Below are 13,572 nucleotides of genomic sequence, written 5' to 3'. Positions count from 1 at the left end.
CGCGGTGACGGGCGAGGTGGGAGGAGTGGGTGAGGCGCGCAGAGGGGGTCGAAGTGTGCAGAGAGGGCGAGGGGGGCGGGGCTGGGGCTAGCGGGTGGGGGGCTTGGTGAGGTTTCGGGAGACGGATCGGGCGATGCGGTCGGCGTCCCGGGAGAGTTCGCGGAGCATGCCGGAGATGGGGTTGGTGAAGCCGGTGAAGTGAAGGCCGGGGGCCTTGGGGGAGGTGTGCGGGCCGTGCACCGTGGGGCGGCCGCGGGCGTCCAGGATGTCCAGGTGGCCGACCAGGTCCTCCAGTGCGCGGCGGTAGCCGGTGGCGGCGATGACGGTGTCCGGCGTGAGGCGGGTGCCGTCCGCGAGGATCGCCTCGCCGGACTCGGCGTCGAAGGAGTCGAGGGCGGCGACCGGTTCGACCTTTCCGGACTGGACGGCGGCGATCAGGCCGACATCCTGGACGGGGATGGCGCCCTCGTTGACACGGGAGTAGAGGCCGGTGGTGGGGCGGGGGAGGCCGTGCGCGGAGAGGTCGGGGACCGAGACGCGGCAGACCACGTCACCGGCCCGGTCCACCAGGCCCACCGGCAGCCGGCGCACCAGGATCCCGGTGCGCTGGGAGGGCCAGCCGGCCGTGGAGCGGCGCAGGATGTACGGCGCGGTCCGCACCGCGAGCCGGACGCGGGAGGCGCCGCCCTCGATCAGGTCGACGGCGATCTCCGCGCCGGTGTTGCCGACGCCCACGACCAGCACGTCCTGGCCCGCGTAGGGCTTGGCGTTCCGGTACGAGGCGGCGTGCAGCAGGGTGCCCGGGTAGGCGTCCGAGCCCGCCCAGCGCGGGAGGCGCGGGGTGTGGTTGTAGCCGGTCGCGACGACCACGGCCGAACCGGTCAGCACCCGCCCGCCGCTGGCGTGCAGTGTCCAGCCCGGGCCGCCGTCCGCCGCCGGTTCGACCCGGGACACCTCGACGCCTGTGACGATCTCCAGCTCGTGGAAGGCGACGTACTTCTCCAAGTAGCGCACCACGTTGTCGCGGGAGACCCAGCGCCCGAAGGAGCGCGGCATCTTCAGCCCCGGCAGGCCCGAGAGGGCGCGGGTGGTGTGCAGGTGCAGCCGTTCGTAGTGGGCTCGCCAGGAGGCGCCGACCGAGTCGGACTTCTCCAGGACCACCGCCCGTACGCCTCGCGCACGCAGCGCCGCTGCTGCGGCCAGACCGCCGGGACCTGCCCCGATGACGTACACGGGACGGTCGTTGGTGGTCGCGATGCCGGGATCGGCGGAGCCGGGGAGAGGTGCCATGAGTCGTGAGCGTAACCGCGCGCTCGCTTGATGGGTCTCGGTCAAAGGTGGAATCGGTTACGAATTGATCACGCGGAGTGGCGGAAGGGGAGAGAGTGGTGCCGTTTGGCCGCCCATCCGTGGCGCCGGCCTCTTGCGTACTGTCGCGCCGTCCGTTGAACTGACGTACCGTCAGAAACGCGAACCTGGAAGGGGTCGTCCTGTGCAGAGCATCTGGCTCGGCGGCGCGGAGTGGATGGCCGTGCTGCGGATCGGACTCGGGTTGTGGTGGCTGGAGAGCTGGCGCCACAAGGACAAGAAGGGCTGGTTCGAGCGCGGAACCGGGATCGCGTGGGCAGCCGATGTGGCGGGCAAGCACAAGTGGCCCGTGGTGGGGAAGGGGTTCCAGAGCATCGTCGCGCCCCGGCCCAAGGCGATGGCGTACCTCGTCGTGTACGCCGAACTCGCCCTCGGGCTGGGCCTGATCGTCGGATTCCTCACCCCGGTCGCCCTCGTCGCCGGCCTTCTCCTCAACCTCCTCTACCTCGTCCTGATGATCCACGACTGGGCCGAGCAGGGGCAGAACGCGATGATGGCGCTGATCTCGCTGGTCGCCCTCTTCGCGATGTCCTGGCAGACCTGGTCCCTCGACCACGCGATCGGACTCTTCTGATGACTCAGCCGGGTGGACTCCGCCGATGACGACTCCGCCGAACGCCTCCGTCCCCGACGTCGATACCTTCACCCGCCCCTACTGGGACGCCGCAGCCGAGGAAAGGCTACTGATCCGCCGCTGCGCGTCCTGCGCCCGCGCGCACCACTATCCGCGCGAGTTCTGCCCGTACTGCTGGAGCGAGAACGTGAGTTGGGAGCAGGCGAGCGGGCGCGCGGTGCTCTATACGTGGTCGGTCGTGCACCGCAACGACCTGCCGCCCTTCGGTGAGCGCGTGCCGTACGTCGCCGCCGTCGTCGACCTCGCGGAGGGGCCCCGGATGATGACAGAGGTCGTCAACTGCCATGACACCGAAGGTGAGTTGAAGGTGGGCGTCGAGCTGGAGGTGGTCTTCCGGGAGGGCGAGGGCGGCGACCCGGGACAGGCGTACGCCGTGCCGGTGTTCCGGCTCCGGGGGTAGCGGCTTCCGGGGCCGCTGCTTCCGGGAGCGGGCCCGGCAGCAGCGGCCTCCCGTACGTCCGGACCCGGCGGCGGCAGTTGCTTCCCCCGGGCCGCCGGACCCCCGCATGCCGGACCCCCGCATGCCGCTACCCCGCGTACCGCCAACCCCCACCCCCCTACGCCGCGTGCAGCGCCAACGTCGGTGACAGCCGGGACGCCCGTACCGCCGGATAGAGGCCCGCGACCGTGCCGATCACCAGGGTGGCGCCGAATCCGCCACCGATCGCCCACGGCGGCACCACCCACGGCAGCCCGCTGCTCGCCGCGTACACGCCCGTCGCGGCCGCTCCGAGCACGATGCCCGCCACCCCGCCCAGACCGGACAGCAGTAGCGACTCGGTGACGAACTGGCCCCGGATCTGGCCCCGGGTCGCACCGATCGAGCGGCGCAGGCCGATCTCGTACCGCCGCTCAAGCACCGAGATGATCATGGTGTTGGCCACTCCGACCCCGCCCACCAGCAGCGCCACCCCGCCCAGCCCGAGCAGCAGGTTGCTGAACGCGCCCTCGGTCGCCGCTTTCGCCTGGAGGCCGGCCGACGGGTCGGTGACATTGACGTTGCGCGGGGACTGCGGGTCGACGGTCCGCGCGATGAGGTCGTGGACCGCGCCGACGCGGGAGTCCGCCGAGCGTTCGTACATCGTCGTCGGGTGGCCGTCGAAGCCGAGCAGGCTCTTGCCGGCGTCCCACCCGACCAGCGCCGACCGCGCGATCTCGGGGACCAGGGGGAGTTCGTCGAGGATGCCCAGGACGGTGAAGTACTGGCCGTCGATGTACACCCGCTGCCCCGGCTGCGAAATGCCGAGGCGTTCCGCCGCCACGTCGCCCAGCACGACCGACGGGTACCTGCCGGTCGCCCGGTTGAGCCAGGTCCCGGTGCGGACCTTGCCGCGCAGGGTGGTCAGCAGGTCCTCGGTGGCGGTCTGGACCGTGATGCCGCCGGTGATGTCCTCGGAGATCTTCTCCGAACGGCGGACCGCATGCTCCAACAGGCCTGTTCCACCCACGTGTTCGACCCCGTCGATCCTGCTGATCCTGCCGACCGAGTCCTTCGCCAGCGGGATCTTCTTCCCGGTCAGCAGGTCCTCGCCGGGGGTGACGACCAGCATGTTGGTGCCCAGCTTGTCGAGCTCCTGGAGGAGCTTCTCCTTGCTGGACGCCGAGATGCCGACCACCGAGATCATCGTGGCGATCCCGAGGGCGATCCCGAGGGCGGACAGTACGACCCGCATGGGCCGGCTGCGCATTCCGGCCGACCCGGTGTGCAGGATGTCGCGCGGGGTCAGCCGGGCCGCCCTGAGCGTGGGCCGGTGCCGCTGCGCGCTCATCGGGCGTCACTCCGCACCGGCGTGCCGAGGGGGCCCCGCGCCGCGCTGTCGTGCACGACCTGCCCGTCGCGGATCCGCACCTGCCTCGGCAGCATCTCGGCGATCTCCGTGTCGTGGGTGATGACGGCGATGGTCGCGCCCTCCTGGTTGAGGTCGTGGATCAGCCGCATGACCGCCTCGCCGGACGCGGAGTCCAGTGCTCCGGTCGGTTCGTCCGCGAGCAGCAGGTCGGGTTCGCCGACGACCGCGCGGGCGATGGCGACGCGCTGCTTCTGGCCGCCGGACAGTTCGTGCGGTTTGTGTCCCGTACGGTCGCCCAGGCCGACCCGCTCCAGCGCGCGGGCGGCCCGCCGGTGGCGCTCGGCGCGCGGCAGCCCGGAGTAGAGGAGCCCTTCGGCCACGTTGTCCTGGGCGCTGATGCCGGGCACCAGGTGGAACGCCTGGAACACGAACCCGATGTGCTGGGCGCGCAGCGCGGAGAGCTTGCGGTCGGAGAGCCGCCCGACGTCGTGGCCCGCGAGGGTGACCTGGCCTGCCGTGGGCAGGTCGAGGGTGCCGACGATGTGCAGCAGGGTGGACTTCCCGGAGCCGGAGGGGCCGACGATGGCGAGGAGCTCACCCGCGTCGATGGTGAGGTCCACGCCGCGCAGGGCGGTGACGCCGCCCGGGTACTCCTTGGTCACGCCGGACAGCTCGACGACGGGGGAAGTGGCTTGGGGCGCATGGGAAGAGGTGCCGTTCATTCCTTCGGCACCCCCACCTTCACGCCCGCGCTCAGCCCCGCGCCCGTCACCTCGACCTGGCCCTGCGCGAAGAGGCCCAACTTCACCTTGACCTCACGCGTCCTGCCGCCCTCGACGACCTGCACCCCGAAGGAGCCGTCCGCCAGCGCGAGCAGTGCGCCGACCGGGACGCTGAGCACGTTCTTGCGCGTCTCCCCGACGAACTTCACCGTGGCCGGGGACTTGTCGAAGCCCTTGACCTTGTCCGGATCGTCGAAGGTGACGACGATGCCGATCCTCGGCGTCCTGTCGGCCGGGTCGCTGCCCGGCTTCGCCACCGAGCCGACCGAGGTGACCGTGCCCTTGACGATCGTGCCGTCCGGCAGCTCCACCTCGACCTTGCCGCCCGGCTTGGCGAGCGCCGCCTCGGAGACCTTGGCCTGGAGCTGCACGACCCGGTCGGAACTGGTCGTCGTCAGCACCTGCTGCCCCGGCGCCGTCCGGTCGCCCACCGCCGCGTCGGCGCTCTGGATCCGTACCGGACCCGACGCGAAGGCGATCTGCTCCGGCCCGATCCGACCGGTCTGCTTCAGCCGGTGCGCCTTCTGCCACCGCTTGACCGCCTCGGCGGTGGCGGAGCTGTACTTCTCGTCGACGGAGAGCCCGCTCCCGTACCCGAGAGCACGCAGGTTCTCCTCCAGCTGCTGTACGTCGTTGCCCCGCGCGCCCGTCTTCAGTACGCGGTACATCGGCTCGGTGCCGTACATCAGCCGGACGTCCTGGCCGTCGACCGCGTACAGCCTGCCGTCGCGCTCGGCCTTGGAGCCGCCCGAGCTGATCCAGGTCAGGGTGCCGGACGCGCCCGCGTTGAGCTTGCGCTGCTGGGAGTAGCCGAGGGTGCCGTCGATGCCGGTGCTGTTGCTCAGGTCGCCCTTGACGACGGGGGCGGTGGCGGGCGGCAGACCGGCCCGGTCCTGCGGGTTCTCCTTCGCCTGCGACGTGCCGAGACCGAGACCGAGGCCGGAACCGAGACCGCTGACGGCGAAGCCACCGCCGGCCAGGGCGGCGACCAGGACGACGGACACGGCTACGGTGCGGCGCCTCATGCGACGCACTCGTTCAGCGCCTTCATGAACTTCTCCTGGTCCGCGCCCTTGGGGACACCGAACCCCTCGACCGCGCCGCCCTTGGCGGGCTTGGGGTCGGGCATGTCGAAGCCCTTGCCGCGCAGACACTTGTTGATCTTGATGCGCTGTTCCAGCGCCTGCTGGTCGGCGGACGCGTCACCGCCACCACCGCCCTGGGGTGAGGCCCCGCAGTCCTCCAGGCCCTTCTTCCACTTGTCGGGCGCGGTGCCCTCCGGCGGGCCGAGGGTCTGCGAGCGCGGGTCGGTGCCCGGCGGGAGGTCGGGGATGTCGATGCCCTTGCCGCGCAGGCACTTGCGCAGCGCCTGGTCCTTGTCGGCGGCCGACGCGGAGCCGTCGTCGGCACCCCCGCCCGAACCACCGGCCGACGCGGACGACTCCTGGCCCCCGCCGGAGCCGCCGGAGCCGTCCGAGCCGCCGGAGCCCGCCGAGCCCCCCGAGCATCCGGCGGCGAACAGGGCCAGACCGGCGAAGCCTGACGCGAAGGTCACGGCCAGCTTGTGATTCCTCATGGTGGTACTTCCCTTACGGACGCCGTTGCGTGCGGACGAGGGGAAGAGTCGTCGAAGGGGCCGTGTCGCTTCTCTTACCGACCGTGTCACAGCGGCGAAATGTTCCCGTCGGGTAGACAGAGGACATGCGTGTACTGGTGGTGGAGGACGAGGCGATCCTGGCCGAGATGATCGCCGAGGGATTGCGCCGTGACGCGATCACGGTGGACGTCGCCCACGACGGCGCCGTCGGATTGCGCAAGCTCCAGACCGGCGACTACGACGTGCTCGTACTCGACCGGGACCTGCCCGGCATGCACGGCGACGAGGTCTGCCGGCGTGCCGTGGCGCTGCGCCTGCTCACTCGCGTACTGATGCTCACGGCGTCCGGCACCGTACGGGACCGCGTCGAGGGGCTCGGCCTGGGCGCCGACGACTACCTCACCAAGCCCTTCGCGTACGACGAACTCCTGGCCAGGGTCCTGGCCCTGGGCCGCCGCGCGCAGCCCGCGCTGCCACCGGTCCTGGAACGCGGCGGCATCATCCTGGACATCTCGCGCCGCCGGGCCAGCCGGCACGGGCACCACCTCAATCTGACCCGCAAGGAGTTCGCCGTACTGGAAACGCTGATGCGGGCGGACGGCTCGATCGTGAGCAGCGAGGACCTCATCGAGAAGGTGTGGGACGAGCACACGGGCTACGACACGAATCCGGTACGGGTCGCGCTGAGCCGCCTGCGGGCCAAGCTGGGCGAACCGCCGGTCGTGGAGACGGTGGCGGGTGCCGGATACCGCATCTCGGGAGACGCGGCTCAGGCCCCCGTCGGAACCCAGGCCCCCGCCCCGAAGGACGAGCCCGGAACCCAGGCCCCCGCCCCGAAGGACGAGCAGTGAGCGCGCGCGCGGTCCTGTCCAAGGTCCGCCGCGTACGCCGGGTCCGCCTCACCAGCGAGCGCGCCCGGCTCACCACCCTCTACGGGGGACTGCTGGTGCTGGCCGGCTGCGTACTGGTCGCGGTCATCTACCTGTTCGTACGGGACGGGCTCGATGCCCGCATCGGCGGCGCGGTGGCCCCCATGGCCAAGGGCGCCACGATCGACCCACGGGCCGATCTGCCCGACGGCTTCCTCTCCCCGGCGGAGGCGGGCGAGCGCGCGGTGACCAAGTCGGTGCAGGTGGCGACGGACACGACGCTCCACCGGCTGCTCACCGTCTCGGGGATCGCGCTCGCCGTCTTCGCCGCGCTCTCGGTGTTCCTGGCCTGGTGGATGGCAGGGCGGGTGCTGCGCCCGGTCAGCGTCATCACGACCACCGCACGCAAGCTCTCCGGCGAGAACCTGCACCAGCGCATCGACCTCAAGGCCCCGCCCGGCGAACTCAAGCAACTCGCCGACACCTTCGACCAGATGCTGGGACGCATCGAGCACCTGGTCACCGCGCAGCAGCGGTTCGCCGCCAACGCCGCGCACGAGCTGCGCACCCCGCTGGCGATCCAGCGGGCGCTGGCCGAGATCGGTCTCGCCGATCCGGACCCCGAACCGGAACGCGTCCAGTGGATCCGGCGCCAGCTCATCGAGGCCGCCGACAACAGCGAACAGCTCATCGAATCGCTACTGCTCCTCGCCGCCAGCGACGGCGGCGGCCTGGAGCGCCACGAGCCGGTGCCGCTCGGCGAGACCGTGGCCGTCGTCGCGGCCGGATTCGGCGACGCGGCACGCGAACAGGGCGTCACCGTCAAGACGTCGGCCGACCCGATGACCGTCGAGGGCGACCCCGTACTGCTCACGCACCTGGTGCGCAATCTGCTCGGCAACGCCGTCCGCTACAACTACCGGGGCGGCACCATCGGCATCAGCACCTCGCCCGGCGATCGCTGCCTGGAGATCACCAACACCGGACCCGTCGTACCCGCCGAGGACGTTCCGTTGCTCTTCGAGCCCTTCCGCCGGCTCAAGGAACGGCGCCACACGGCAGGGGAAGGAGTGGGCCTCGGTCTCTCGATCGTCACATCCATCGCCCGCGCCCACGGCGCCGAGGCGACGGGGGAGGCCAACCCGGGCGGTGGGCTGACCATCAGGGTGGTGTTCCCGGAGCTGCCGGGATCCCCGGGGACCGCCGGGTTCGCGGGCGGGTCACGGCCACAGCAGTTCGCGGACCCAGGTTCCGGCTGAGCCGGTGTCCGTACGGCGATACCTCAGCCGTACGTGCTGCCGCCGCGCGTCGCCCTGGAAGAACTCGACCTCCGTGGCGGCCAGCGCGTACAGCGTCCAGGTGGCGGCGATCGCGTCCGGCTCGGCCTGCGCCCGCAGCCAGGAGGCCTCCGACGCGGCTGCCAGCTCCGCCCGGGAGCCGAGTACTTCACTCATCCGGCCGGTGAGGGCTGCGGCCAGTGCACCCGTCGAGCGGGCGTGCAGATCGGCCGCGCTCTCCTGCGGTGTGCCGGAGCTGACCTGGCCCTCGATCCGGATCTGGCGGCCCTGGGACGGCCAGTAGAAACCGAGTGCGGCGTCCGGGCGGGCGGCCAGTTCACGGCCCTTGCGGCTGGTGCTGTGGGTGCCGAAGTGCCAGCCGGTCTCGTCGGCGTCGTGCAGCATGACGGTGCGGACCGAGGGGCGTCCCTCGGTGTCGGCGGTGGCCAGGCTCATGGTGTGCGGTTCGGCCTGACCGGCCGCTGCAGCCTCCCGCAGCCAGTCGCGGAAGAGCGGCAGGGGCGAGTCGGGGGCCGACTCCGCGTCGAAGGCCGGGAGAGCGATGCCGTCCCAGACCCTCAGTGAGTGGAGCAGCGTACGGAATTCTTCCCCGGCGGACGCGGGCCGGGGCGCGGGTCCGGTGGCGGCACCGGAAGCGGGACCGGGGCCGGGGCCGGGGCCGGGGCCGGCGTCAGACCTGGAGCCCGGTGCGGAGTCATTGGGTGCGTCGGATGCGGCAGTCATGACGCGATTGTGCCGTCAGACCGTGCTGCCGGACCGTACAACCTCGGTCACGCGAGCCTCCGCCTCACCCGCGCGAGCCTCCGCCTCACCCGCGCGAGCCTCCGCGTACTCCTTCACCGGCACGATGTGCGCCATCTTCTGCACATCCTCGGTGATCTTCTTCGCGATCAGGTTGCGCCACGGCATCTTCGGCAGCGTCCGCACCATCAGCAGCCGCAGCTGGATCTTCCACTTCCGGTCCATCGTCATCTCGCCGACGAACCCCTCGGCGAACTTCTGGGTGTGCTCGACACCGGGCCGAAGGTGGGCCTCGTAGGCGGCGAAGGCCCGTCCGAAGTCGCCGTTGGCCGCCGCGAGTTCGCCGGCCAGGTGGTACGCCCCGAGGAGCGCGAGACCCGTGCCCTGGCCGGAGGCCGGGGAGGTGCAGTGCGCCGCGTCGCCCAGGAGCACCACACGCCCCTTGGACCAGCGGTCCATCTCGATGACACCCATCGAGTCGAAGTAGAAGTCGTCGGCGGCCTCCGCGTTCGTCAGCAGCCTGGGGATCTCCCAACTGTGATCCTGCGCAAAGGTGTTGGCGAGGATCTCCTTCTGCGCCGCCGTGTCGCGGTGGTCGAAGGTCAGCTCGGGCGAGGCGAAGACGAACATGTTCTTCGCCGTGGTCTCGCCCCGCGAGCTGTAGGCGCACACCAGCTTGTCGGGCAGTGCGTGGTACGCCTCGTGGCGGTCCAGCTTCAGGTCGTTCGGCGCGGTGAAGATCGAGATGTACGCCCCGAGGTGGCGCTTGAAATGCCGCTCGTCGCCGAAGACCAGCCTGCGGGTGTGCGAGTGCATCCCGTCCGCGCCGACCACCAGGTCGAAGCGGCGCGGCTCCGCGTTCTCGAAGGTGACCAGCACGCCGTCCGCGTCCTCGGTGAGCGAGGCGATCGAGTCACCGAAGAGGTACTCGGCGTCGTCGCGGGTGCGCTCGTACAGGATGCGGGCCAGATCGCCGCGCGTGATCTCGTCGTCGTCCCCGGACCGGCCGCCGAAGATGTCGGCGGGCAGCTCGCCGACGGTGCGGTTGTTGGTGTCGACGTACGACCCGGTTTGCATGTCGGTGGAGCGGGCGCGGACCGCGTCCATGATCCCCATCCGCTTGCAGATCTCGATCGCCGTGCCGCGCAGGTCCACCTTGTAGCCGCCGGGGCGCAGCTTCGGGGCGCGCTCCACGACGGTCGGCTCGAAGCCGTACCGGTGCAGCCACAGGGCGAGGGCGGGGCCCGCGATGCCGGCACCCGAGATGAGGACGGTGCGGGCGGGGCTGGTCTGCCGGGCGGTGGGGGCGGTGTGCGTCATGACGGGCTCCCTCGGGGCGAGTTGGCGACCTCGGCGCTCTGTGCGCCGGCCGATGGCTCGACTGTACGGGCGTCTATGACGTTTGTCTATGACGATTGTATAGATTCTCTTGTGCGGGAGGGGTCCCGGACCTATCCCCTTCCCAGCAGTACCGTCCCCGCCGAGCAGAACCACCCGCCCGTCCCCGAGGCGATCGCCACCTCCGGCAGTCGCCCGCCTGCCTTGTGCACCTGCCCCTCACCCGCCTCGCCCCGCAACTGCCGCACCGCCTCCACCAGCAGAAACAGCCCCCGCATCCCCGGATGGCACGCAGAGAGGCCACCCCCGTCCGTGTTCACCGGCAGCTCCCCGTCCCGCAGCAGCCGTCCCTTCTCCACGAACGCCCCGCCCTCTCCCTTCGCGCAGAACCCCAGGTCCTCCAGCGTCGCCAGCGTCATGTAGGTGAACGCGTCGTATATCTCCGCCACGTCCACATCGCCCGGCGCCAACCCCGCTTGTGCGTAAGCAAGTTGGCCGCTCACCGCCGCCGGGGAAACCGTGAAGTCCGCCCACTCCGACATCGTCGTGTGCGACACCGAAGTCCCCGCCCCCAGCACCCACACCGGCGCCTTCGCGGTATCCGGTACGTAGTCCTCCGCGACCAGCAGCACCGCGCACCCGCCGTCGCTGCGGATGCAGCAGTGCAGCTTGGTGAAGGGGTCGGCGATCATCGGCCCGTCGAGTACGTCGTCCACGGTGAGCGGGGTGCGGAACATCGCGTCCGGATTGGTCGCCGCGTTCGCCCGCGCCTGCACCGCCACCTGGGCGAGCTGCTCCAGCGTCGTCCCGTACTCGTGCATGTGCCGGCGCGCGGCCATCGCGTACTTCGCCACCAGCGTGTGCCCGTACGGCACCTCGAACTGAAGCGGCCCGCGCGACCCGAAGGAGAGGTTGGAGGTCCGGCGGCCCGCCTTGATGTCCGCCCGCGCCGTCGATCCGTACACCAACAGCACCGCATTGGCGTGACCTGCGGCGATGGCGTCCGCCGCATGCGCGGCCAGCACCTCCCAGGTGGCCCCGCCGACCGAGGTGGAGTCCACCCAGTGCGGCTTGAGACCCAGATACTCGGCCACCTCGATGGGGGCGAGCGTGCCCAGCCCGGCAGAGGCGAAGCCGTCGATCACCGACCGGTCCAGCCCGGAGTCGGCAAGTGCCCGGCGGGCGGCCTGGGCGTGCAGGGCGTACGGGGTGACGTCGTCCACCCGGCCGCAGTCGGACAGGGCGATTCCCGCGACGGCCACCTTGCGGCCCTGGCGGGGAATGCGCGGGGAGGGGGAGAGGGAGGCAGTCATAAATCTGACGGTACATCAGATCGGAGTCACCAAAAGGGGCAAGTACCAGCGCGGCTCTGTGCATTGAGATGATCCGGCCCTAGCATGACGCCCCGTCAGATCAGGGGAGGAGCACACGAGATGGATGCCGCCTTCACCGCGGAAGAGGACGATGCACAACGGGGCGCCGCCGAACAGGACGCCCTGCGCCGAACCCTGCACGAACTGCTCACCGACCGCACCGCCCGCACCCTGGCCCGCGCCTGCGAGGAGGCGGGCCGGACGCTGCTGTCGAGTCCACTGCTCGCCACCTCGGTGCTCGCCGCGCCACTGGTCCGGGCGCTGGGCACCGACGCACAGGGCACCGCCCTGCTGCCGGGCCTCACCGCAGGTCACACCAGTGCCACGCTCGCCGTGCCGGGTGGCGCACTGTCCCTCGCGCTCGGGCTGACCGGCGACAACGCGGGCGGCCACTGGTCCGGCGGCGGGCGCTCCGGCGGCGTACAGGCGCGGCAGGCCGAGAAGGGGTGGGCGCTGTACGGGCAGGCCGAGCAGGTGCTCGACGGGCACACCGCGGACCTGCTCCTGGTCGCCGCGCACACCGGCGGCTTCGCCCGCAGCCGGACGCTGCTCTTCGTCGTACGGGCCGAGGGGGCGGCCGGACTGTCCCGGGTGCGGCAGCCCTCGGCGGACGGGGCCAGGCCGCAGGCGACCCTTCAATTGAGGGATGTGGAAGGGGAGTTGCTGGGAAGTGGGGCGGACGTCGTAGAGGCGCTGGTCTCGGTCGGGCGCACTGCCGCGACCCTGCTCGCCGCGGAGGCGGTCGGGGCCGCGGAACGGGTGCTGGAAGGAGCCATCGCCCTGCCGCGCGGGCGGGACGAGGGCGCGTCCTGGGCGGAGAAGCAGCGGCTGGCGGAGGTGTACGTCCAGGTGACGGCGGCCCGCTCGGCGGTGTGCTGCGCCGCCGCGGACCCGGCGGGCGGCGGTGCGCTGGCCCTCGCGCAGGGGATCGAGGTGCTGCGTGCGGCCGCCTGGGAGGCGGTGCGGCTGCACGGCGGGACGGGCGACGGCCGCGAGCGCGAGGCGCAGCTGCAGTTCGGGCGGGCCGCCTGCGACGAGCTGCTGTTCGGCCCGGTGCATCGGCTGCGCGACAGGGCGGCGGACGCGGCGGGCATCTTCGGACCGCCGGCCGCGGGCGAGCCGGTCTCCGGCGCGTCAGCCTCCGGAGTACCGGCCCCAGGAGCACCGGCCTCCGGAGCACCGGCGTACCACCACGACCCTCACGACAAGGAGGCTGTCCGATGAGTACGACGACCCGGCCGAGTGCCGGTGTGCGGCTGATCCGGAAGGTGTCCTCCACGCGCACCTTCGCGAAGATCGCTCCGCATGTCATCCCCGTCATGGACCGCACGGTCCACCGGCTCACCAAGGGAAAGGTGCTGCCCAGCGCCCGGATGCTGCCCGGGGTGATCCTCACCGCGCGCGGTGCGCGGAGCGGCAGCCCCAGGGTGACGCCGCTGGCCTGCATGCCCGAGCGGGAGAAGGGGACCTGGATCCTGATCGGGTCCAACTTCGGCCGCCCCGGCCACCCCGCCTGGACCGCCAATCTGCTGGCCCACCCGGAGGCCTCCATCAACTGGGAGGGGAAGGACATCCCGGTCAGGGCCCGGCTGCTCGCAGGGGAGGAGCGGGCGGAGGTGTGGCGTCAGGCGCTGGACTTCTGGCCGCCGTACGCGACGTATCAGCAGCGCATCGAGCGGGAGATCCGGCTGTTCAGGATCGAACGGCGCTGACGCCGGACCTGGCGCAGGACGCCGGGCGCGGAGACGCCGATGGCGGACCACATGCGTGGTCCGCCATCGG

General features: G+C 71.6%; 14 protein-coding genes. 6 read left to right on the top strand and 8 right to left on the bottom strand.

Annotation, left to right across the window (positions count from 1 at the left end; translation table 11 throughout):
* Positions 1–87: 87 nt before the first annotated feature.
* Complete coding sequence (locus tag ACIA73_RS30785; protein ID WP_399442123.1) at positions 88–1,290, bottom strand: flavin-containing monooxygenase; 1,203 nt, start codon at positions 1,288–1,290, stop codon at positions 88–90.
* Positions 1,291–1,492: 202 nt separating this feature from the next.
* Here ACIA73_RS30785 and ACIA73_RS30780 point away from each other — a divergent pair, with 202 nt between their 5' ends.
* Entirely contained in the window at positions 1,493–1,942 is a 450-nt protein-coding gene (locus ACIA73_RS30780) for a DoxX family membrane protein (protein WP_399442122.1), read from the top strand.
* Positions 1,943–1,967: 25 nt separating this feature from the next.
* Positions 1,968–2,402 carry a Zn-ribbon domain-containing OB-fold protein gene (locus tag ACIA73_RS30775; protein ID WP_399442121.1) on the top strand — a complete coding sequence of 145 codons (435 nt, stop codon included), beginning with the start codon at positions 1,968–1,970 and terminating at the stop codon, positions 2,400–2,402.
* 157 nt (positions 2,403–2,559) lie between these two features.
* Here ACIA73_RS30775 and ACIA73_RS30770 read toward each other — a convergent pair whose 3' ends face one another.
* Genes ACIA73_RS30770 through ACIA73_RS30755 form a run of 4 tightly spaced genes read right to left on the bottom strand, consistent with a single transcriptional unit; the run spans position 2,560 to position 6,150 of the window.
* Positions 2,560–3,771 (bottom strand): ABC transporter permease, encoded by a 1,212-nt coding sequence (locus ACIA73_RS30770; RefSeq protein ID WP_399442119.1) that lies wholly within the window; start codon positions 3,769–3,771, stop codon positions 2,560–2,562.
* Entirely contained in the window at positions 3,768–4,514 is a 747-nt protein-coding gene (locus ACIA73_RS30765) for an ABC transporter ATP-binding protein (RefSeq protein WP_399442118.1), read from the bottom strand. The genes ACIA73_RS30770 and ACIA73_RS30765 overlap by 4 nt, the downstream gene beginning before the upstream one ends.
* On the bottom strand, positions 4,511–5,599 hold the full coding sequence (locus ACIA73_RS30760) for a peptidoglycan-binding protein (RefSeq protein WP_399442117.1): 1,089 nt from the start codon (positions 5,597–5,599) through the stop codon (positions 4,511–4,513). The genes ACIA73_RS30765 and ACIA73_RS30760 overlap by 4 nt, the downstream gene beginning before the upstream one ends.
* Positions 5,596–6,150, bottom strand: coding sequence for a hypothetical protein (locus tag ACIA73_RS30755; protein ID WP_399442116.1), 555 nt, complete (start codon positions 6,148–6,150; stop codon positions 5,596–5,598). The genes ACIA73_RS30760 and ACIA73_RS30755 overlap by 4 nt, the downstream gene beginning before the upstream one ends.
* Positions 6,151–6,275: 125 nt before the next feature.
* Between ACIA73_RS30755 and ACIA73_RS30750 the strand changes: the two genes are divergently transcribed.
* The gene (locus tag ACIA73_RS30750; RefSeq protein WP_399442115.1) at positions 6,276–7,022 is read left to right on the top strand and encodes a response regulator transcription factor; all 747 of its coding nucleotides are present in this window, start codon (positions 6,276–6,278) and stop codon (positions 7,020–7,022) included.
* Positions 7,019–8,299 (top strand): sensor histidine kinase, encoded by a 1,281-nt coding sequence (locus ACIA73_RS30745; protein ID WP_399442114.1) that lies wholly within the window; start codon positions 7,019–7,021, stop codon positions 8,297–8,299. The genes ACIA73_RS30750 and ACIA73_RS30745 overlap by 4 nt, the downstream gene beginning before the upstream one ends.
* Here the strand turns inward: ACIA73_RS30745 and ACIA73_RS30740 are convergent.
* The 3 genes from ACIA73_RS30740 to ACIA73_RS30730 all read right to left on the bottom strand — a co-directional run bounded on the left by ACIA73_RS30740 (position 8,261) and on the right by ACIA73_RS30730 (position 11,730).
* A complete protein-coding gene (locus ACIA73_RS30740) occupies positions 8,261–9,061 on the bottom strand; it encodes a pyridoxal 5'-phosphate synthase (RefSeq protein WP_399442113.1) in 801 nt (266 codons plus the stop codon). The genes ACIA73_RS30745 and ACIA73_RS30740 overlap by 39 nt on opposite strands.
* Before the next feature lie 15 nt (positions 9,062–9,076).
* Positions 9,077–10,399 carry an FAD-dependent monooxygenase gene (locus ACIA73_RS30735; protein ID WP_399442112.1) on the bottom strand — a complete coding sequence of 441 codons (1,323 nt, stop codon included), beginning with the start codon at positions 10,397–10,399 and terminating at the stop codon, positions 9,077–9,079.
* A gap of 131 nt (positions 10,400–10,530) precedes the next feature.
* Complete coding sequence (locus tag ACIA73_RS30730) at positions 10,531–11,730, bottom strand: thiolase C-terminal domain-containing protein (protein WP_399442110.1); 1,200 nt, start codon at positions 11,728–11,730, stop codon at positions 10,531–10,533.
* Between the two features lie 120 nt (positions 11,731–11,850).
* Between ACIA73_RS30730 and ACIA73_RS30725 the strand changes: the two genes are divergently transcribed.
* Positions 11,851–13,014 (top strand): acyl-CoA dehydrogenase, encoded by a 1,164-nt coding sequence (locus ACIA73_RS30725; RefSeq protein ID WP_399442109.1) that lies wholly within the window; start codon positions 11,851–11,853, stop codon positions 13,012–13,014.
* Positions 13,011–13,502, top strand: a complete 492-nt coding sequence (locus ACIA73_RS30720; protein ID WP_399442108.1) for a nitroreductase/quinone reductase family protein — start codon at positions 13,011–13,013, stop codon at positions 13,500–13,502. Before ACIA73_RS30725 ends, ACIA73_RS30720 begins: the two co-directional genes overlap by 4 nt.
* Positions 13,503–13,572: the final 70 nt, after the last annotated feature.

This window comes from Streptomyces sp. NPDC051561, assembly GCF_044454195.1.
Taxonomy (GTDB): Bacteria; Actinomycetota; Actinomycetes; order Streptomycetales; family Streptomycetaceae; genus Streptomyces.
This window is presented reverse-complemented; position numbering and strand designations above follow the sequence as displayed.

What these genes read in the sequence shown, in the direction of transcription:
- ACIA73_RS30740 (WP_399442113.1), bottom strand. Translation starts at nt 9,061, where the DNA reads ATGACTGCCGCATCCGACGCACCCAATGACTCCGCACCGGGCTCCAGG.
- ACIA73_RS30765 (WP_399442118.1), bottom strand. Translation starts at nt 4,514, where the DNA reads ATGAACGGCACCTCTTCCCATGCGCCCCAAGCCACTTCCCCCGTCGTC.
- ACIA73_RS30730 (WP_399442110.1), bottom strand. Translation starts at nt 11,730, where the DNA reads ATGACTGCCTCCCTCTCCCCCTCCCCGCGCATTCCCCGCCAGGGCCGC.
- ACIA73_RS30770 (WP_399442119.1), bottom strand. Translation starts at nt 3,771, where the DNA reads ATGAGCGCGCAGCGGCACCGGCCCACGCTCAGGGCGGCCCGGCTGACC.
- ACIA73_RS30760 (WP_399442117.1), bottom strand. Translation starts at nt 5,599, where the DNA reads ATGAGGCGCCGCACCGTAGCCGTGTCCGTCGTCCTGGTCGCCGCCCTG.
- ACIA73_RS30755 (WP_399442116.1), bottom strand. Translation starts at nt 6,150, where the DNA reads ATGAGGAATCACAAGCTGGCCGTGACCTTCGCGTCAGGCTTCGCCGGT.
- ACIA73_RS30735 (WP_399442112.1), bottom strand. Translation starts at nt 10,399, where the DNA reads ATGACGCACACCGCCCCCACCGCCCGGCAGACCAGCCCCGCCCGCACC.
- ACIA73_RS30775 (WP_399442121.1), top strand. Translation starts at nt 1,968, where the DNA reads ATGACGACTCCGCCGAACGCCTCCGTCCCCGACGTCGATACCTTCACC.
- ACIA73_RS30750 (WP_399442115.1), top strand. Translation starts at nt 6,276, where the DNA reads ATGCGTGTACTGGTGGTGGAGGACGAGGCGATCCTGGCCGAGATGATC.
- ACIA73_RS30720 (WP_399442108.1), top strand. Translation starts at nt 13,011, where the DNA reads ATGAGTACGACGACCCGGCCGAGTGCCGGTGTGCGGCTGATCCGGAAG.
- ACIA73_RS30785 (WP_399442123.1), bottom strand. Translation starts at nt 1,290, where the DNA reads ATGGCACCTCTCCCCGGCTCCGCCGATCCCGGCATCGCGACCACCAAC.
- ACIA73_RS30725 (WP_399442109.1), top strand. Translation starts at nt 11,851, where the DNA reads ATGGATGCCGCCTTCACCGCGGAAGAGGACGATGCACAACGGGGCGCC.